Genomic DNA, 5475 nt, shown 5'->3' on the forward strand with positions numbered 1-5475 from the left:
GTGATATTTTATACAACACTGCAACATCACGGATGTTGCACTCCAAAAAGTTTTTATAAGGGCGTGAACGCCCTTGATTATTTCGTTTGTTTTTTTCCCAGCCATGAATGGCTGGGCTATTGAAAAAACAATTTAAAATCCGCTTAATTCGTCACGGAATCAGGCTTCGTTACACTAATGCCCGGACAGGTTGGTCCGTGACGTCTCGAAAAGGCTACTTTGCGGATAGACACTATTTCGCGACCTTTCTCCAAACTGATATTCATAAGCACCAATATCAATACTGATTCCGCTGATTCGATTATTTCCGGCAAGATCAAATTCCGGCAATTGAATTTCTGATGGTAATTCTGTAGTGCCATTATTTATGCAAGGGGAATCTTCAGTCAGTTGAAAATTATCATCTTCAGTATCCACAAACAGAGGATTCAAATTAAAATTTGCATAATGATAACCGTTTGGATCATCAATCGTATCGGAAATGCAATTGTAGCTAATCTGATAATAATTGTTAAAAATCCGTAAATCATTTCCATTATTCCAAATAATATTATTCGTGAGCGTAACCGGTTCACCGTTTTGAACTCGAAATCCCCAATCGCTATTCTCTGTAATCGTATTGTTCACCAAATATGCAGAAGCACCATAACAGCTTACTCCTCGCTCATTGCGAATTAGCAAATTATCTATGATGTAGGCGTTGCCATACTCCAGAATAGAAATGCATTCATATTCGGATTCCTTAAAGATATTTAAACGGATGGTTGGAACTGAATAGCGAGTGATGAGTATCCCAACTTTGTTGTTGAGAAATTCCGAATTTTCTACCAAGGGATTTGCGTGCTCACAGTAAATACCCGCCCATCCGCTATTGAGTATTTTGCAATTCCTCACTGTTACATGCGAGTAAAAACAATAAATCCCGGCATTGTAATTCGAGACATTGTCCCCACTATTTTTTATGGTTATCCCATCAATCACGTCATCTCGATTATTACCTTCATTAGCGAAAAAAAATCCGCTTCCATTGCCTTCACAATCAATTATGGCATAATCCGCATCAGGTAAACGCATAAAAGTAAGATGTTTCTCGTTTCCATTCCAAGAAATGTTTTTATTGTCATCTCCGGTGTAAGTTCCTAGCTTTAGAAAAATTGTATCCCCGCTACATGCGGAATCAACTGCCTCCCTGATGGAAGAATAACTCTGAGAGCCGACGATTACAGCCGGGGAATTATTTTTTTCGCTACACGCAAAAGCAAGAAATGTGAATCCGATAAGGAGTGAAATTACTATTCGTTTTGTAATTATGGATTTTTTGTTCATTTTAATTTTTATAAAGAGGTTGCCATTCATAAGCGCCAATATCTACTGTTCCGTCATAAATTCGCGAATGTCCTTCAATATCTTCGAAAATATTATTCAAATAATCATTATTGCCTGCGTTGATGCAGGGGCTTGTCATCTGCAATACATAAAATCCGGAAGGGATAAATTGTGGATTCAAATAAATATTCTCCAGAGAATCGGGCTCGGACCAAGTGTTTGATTCTTGAAGACAACAATTTGAAATGAAAACGCTATCTGTGATCACTACACAATCGGCATTATTCCAAACGATCGTATTCAAAATTGCGGATGAAGTGGGGTTCTGGATTTTAATTCCCCACTCTTGATTATCAGCGATAGTGTTGTTAATAATCGTGGAATTAGCGTATTCAAGGCAATGGATTCCCCGCTTGTTACCGGAAATCACATTGTTGAGAATTTGCGGATGTGCTTGGCCGATTGAGTAAATGCTTTCCTGATTGTTATTCTCAATATAATTATAGCGGATTATGGGAGCTGCTCCAAAGTTACACAAAATACCGGTTTTGTTGTTTCTAATCTTGCAATGCTCGATCAGAGGTGAAGCGTCATCACAATAAATTCCGGAAGAATTGTTGTTTTCAATCGTGCATCCGATGATATTCGGAGAAACTTCTTCGCAATAAATTCCGCTATCATAAGTGTTATTTCCAGCGTTACGGATTGTAATCCCAATTATCCAATCCTGTTCAGTTTGATGGGTTCGGCTAAAATCAAAAGCGTGGTCACTGCCATCGCAATCAATAATTGCATAGCCGGATTGAGTTGTGTTTCCCCATGTTGTGATCGTAATATGCTTTGTGTGTCCGTCCCAAGTGAGATTTTTGTCGTAATCATCAGCATAAATTCCTTCCGTAAGGAAAAGAGTGTCTCCGTGAATAGCGTGGTCAATTGCTTCCTGAATTGTTTGATATGTGATCGAATCAAGTATTATACCGGCATTGTTGGATTCAACTCCGGTTGTAGATTTATCGCATGAAGTGAGAGCAATGAACGCTAACGAGAAAGCAATTAATGCGATAATTGTTTTAAAGGTACTGCAATTGGAAATTAATTTTTTCATATTTTTTTCCTTTCATAGACATAATCGTGAAATCAAGCAAATTTGCAAAAAAGTGGCTCATCAGTCCGCCCACCTGCGGATGAGTTAAAACACACATCCAAATTTTACTTGCGGAGTTTTCCATAAATAAGAGGACTCGTGTTCTACTTTTTCCTTATTAATATCATTCTCTAGACAATTTTGGGGCTAATTTTCTTTTTTAATCAACCAACTTATCTATCAAATCGTCATTTGCTTTGTATGGGATAGTAATCTGCCCTTTATCAGCATTGCGTTCATTCCATTCTGCCACTGTATCAATCGCATTTTCATTACGAGCCCAACTTCGGCGAGCCAAACCGTTTACCACGTCCCATTGCATTGCAGAACGAATGATTCCGTCCACTCTTTCGCTACCGTCAAGAACCAAACCGAATCCGCCATTACTTGCTCTGCCGATCCCTACACCGCCCCCATTTGAGAGAACCACCAAAGTCATTCCGCGGGATACGTTTCCGGCAAAGCATTGAACAGACATATCCGATGTAATTCGGCTGCCATCATAAATATTTGCTGTTTCGCGGAAGGGGGAATCTGTTCCGGAAACATCGTGGTGATCCCTTCCAAGTAGAATCGGACCGATTTCTCCTTTTCTAATCATTTCATTAAATTTCAGGGCGATAGAAATACGACCGAGCTCATCAGCATAAAGGATTCTGCATTTTGTTCCAACCACCAGTTTATTCTCAGCCGCAGTTTTTATCCAATGATAATTGTCGCGATGCAATGAACTTAATTCAGGATTGATAGATTCCAAAGCTATTTTGTCTGTTTTTTCCAGATCCTCTTCTTTGCGGGATAAACAAACCCAGCGGAACGGACCGAAACCTTTATCAAAACAAAGTGGTCCCATAATATCTTCAACATAAGACGGCCAAATAAATCCTTCGGAAGTATCCTTTTTATTTGTGGAAATTTCGTTAATTCCCGCATCGAATACAGAAGCCATGAAACTGTTACCATAATCCCAGAAATTAGCCCCATTATTTGTTAGTGATTTGATGGCATAATAATGTCTTGCAAGAGATTCATCAACCTTCCTTTTAAAATCAGTGAGATTATTCTTGATGAGTTCTCTTCCTTCTTCAAATGAAATTCCTGCAGGTGTGTATCCACCCTCGTAAACGGCGTGGCAAGAGGTTTGATCGGAAAGTAATTCTATTTTGATATTTTCTTTTGCAAGGTGTTCGAGGAGGTCAACAATGTTCCCGTGATAAGCAATAGAAACAGATTTACCGGCTTTTTTGTATTCCTTCATCCATTCAACGATTTTATTCAGATCATCAGAAATTTCGCCCACCCATCCTTGTTCGTGACGAGTTTTAATCCTACTATAATCCACTTCTGCAATAACTCCGATACCTCCTGCAATCTCAATGGCTTTTGCCTGAGCTCCGCTCATCCCACCAAGTCCGGATGTTACATAATAAATTCCTTTCAAATCCTCATCTTCCGGAATGCCGAGATATTTTCTACCTGCATTTAGAAGGGTGATGTAAGTTCCATGCACGATTCCCTGCGGTCCAATATACATCCAACCACCTGCGGTCATTTGTCCGTAATTTGAGCATCCCATTGCTGCGAGTTTGTTGAAGTTTTCCGGATCATCCCATTTTCCTACGATGAGTCCGTTTGTGGAAATTACTCTCGGTGCTTTTCTGTGGGAAGGAAATAAGCCGAGCGGATGTCCTGAGCTCACTACAAGAGTCTGATCTTCTCGCATTATTTCCAAATATTTTTTAATTAACAGATATTGCATCCAGTTTTGGCAAACCTGTCCGGTTTCTCCGTAAGTAACGAGTTCGTATGGATAAAGTGCCACTTCAAAATCGAGATTATTGTCAATGTTGACCTGCAAGGCTCTCGCTTCCAAAATTCCTTTATATTCGTTCACCGGTTTTCCGTAAAGTTCTCCGGTTGGACGATAACGATAGCCATAAATTCTTCCACGAGTTTTCAATTCATCAAGAAATTCGGGTGCCAATTGTTCATGCAGTTCTGGCGGAATGTATCTCAGAGCATTTTTCAAAGCGATCTTTGTTTCATTTTTAGATAGATAATATCCTCTGGAAGGTGCTCGCCTTATCCCTGCTTTAAATTCGGTTTTTTCAGGTAGTTCATTCGATAACTTCACCTTCATTACTTGTGATATTTTTTTGTTTGTATTCATAATTTACCTTCCTTGTTTTAATAATATTCCTATTCTTTTGATAAAGTTTACACTTCCGATTTTTCGTGAAGGTCGTCAAGTTTTTGTAAGAAAATTATTTATTTATAACGGAAAAGGGAAAAGGGAAAAGGGAAAAGGGAATTGTGAAATGGTAGAAAGAGTAAATCGAACATCCCTGTTCGTTCATCATACCGTAGGTGCGACATATTCTTAACCTCATGGGAGATTCTTCGTTGCTCCGCTTCTCAAAATTTATCCCGTTAAATGCCTTTATTTTTTATATTTAACTGGGATGACACGGGGTTTTTTTTATTTAAAATTAGCCACGAATTCACGAATAAAAAGCAAAAATGGTGAAAAGGGAAATGGGAAAAGGGAAAACGGAGAAGGGGGAACGGAGAACGGAGAACGGAGAAGGAAAATTTGAATTTTGAATTTTGAATTGTGAAATATGAAAAAACAACCATAAATACACGAAAAAAAATAGCCTATCCGTTTACGGATAGGTAAAAAATCGGACAAATTACTCTACGCCATTTATGGCGTTTTGGAGTAAAATATCCGTGATATTTTATACAACTGCAACATCACGGATGTTGCACTCCAAAAAGTTTTTTTCCTTGTCCGCCCACCGGCTGATCCAAAATAAGGAATCATTATAAAACAAATTTGCTGGAAGCTGTTTCCGCTTTTTTCCCTTTTCCCATTTCACTTCTCACTTTTCTCTTTTCACTTTTCACTTTTTTTCCTCGCCTTTCATCCTGATGTCCTTACCCTTGCAGACTCAAAGCTGGGGCTTTGAGAAAAATTGCGTTCCCAATCAGGGGCTTGGGAA

3 protein-coding genes are annotated in these 5475 nt (G+C 38.9%); all 3 read right to left on the reverse strand.

The features are described 5' to 3' along the window. Nucleotides 1–174: 174 nt before the first annotated feature. A complete protein-coding gene (locus U9P79_09565; protein ID MEA2104870.1) occupies nucleotides 175–1326 on the reverse strand; it encodes a right-handed parallel beta-helix repeat-containing protein in 1152 nt (383 codons plus the stop codon). Nucleotide 1327: 1 nt separating this feature from the next. Then, nucleotides 1328–2431 carry a right-handed parallel beta-helix repeat-containing protein gene (locus tag U9P79_09570; GenBank protein MEA2104871.1) on the reverse strand — a complete coding sequence of 368 codons (1104 nt, stop codon included), beginning with the start codon at nucleotides 2429–2431 and terminating at the stop codon, nucleotides 1328–1330. A 199-nt stretch (nucleotides 2432–2630) separates the two neighbouring features. Further along, the gene (locus U9P79_09575) at nucleotides 2631–4640 is read right to left on the reverse strand and encodes a urocanate hydratase (protein MEA2104872.1); all 2010 of its coding nucleotides are present in this window, start codon (nucleotides 4638–4640) and stop codon (nucleotides 2631–2633) included. Nucleotides 4641–5475 lie beyond the last annotated feature (835 nt).

It is taken from the genome of Candidatus Cloacimonadota bacterium (assembly GCA_034661015.1).
Lineage (GTDB): Bacteria > Cloacimonadota > Cloacimonadia > JGIOTU-2 > JGIOTU-2 > JAYEKN01.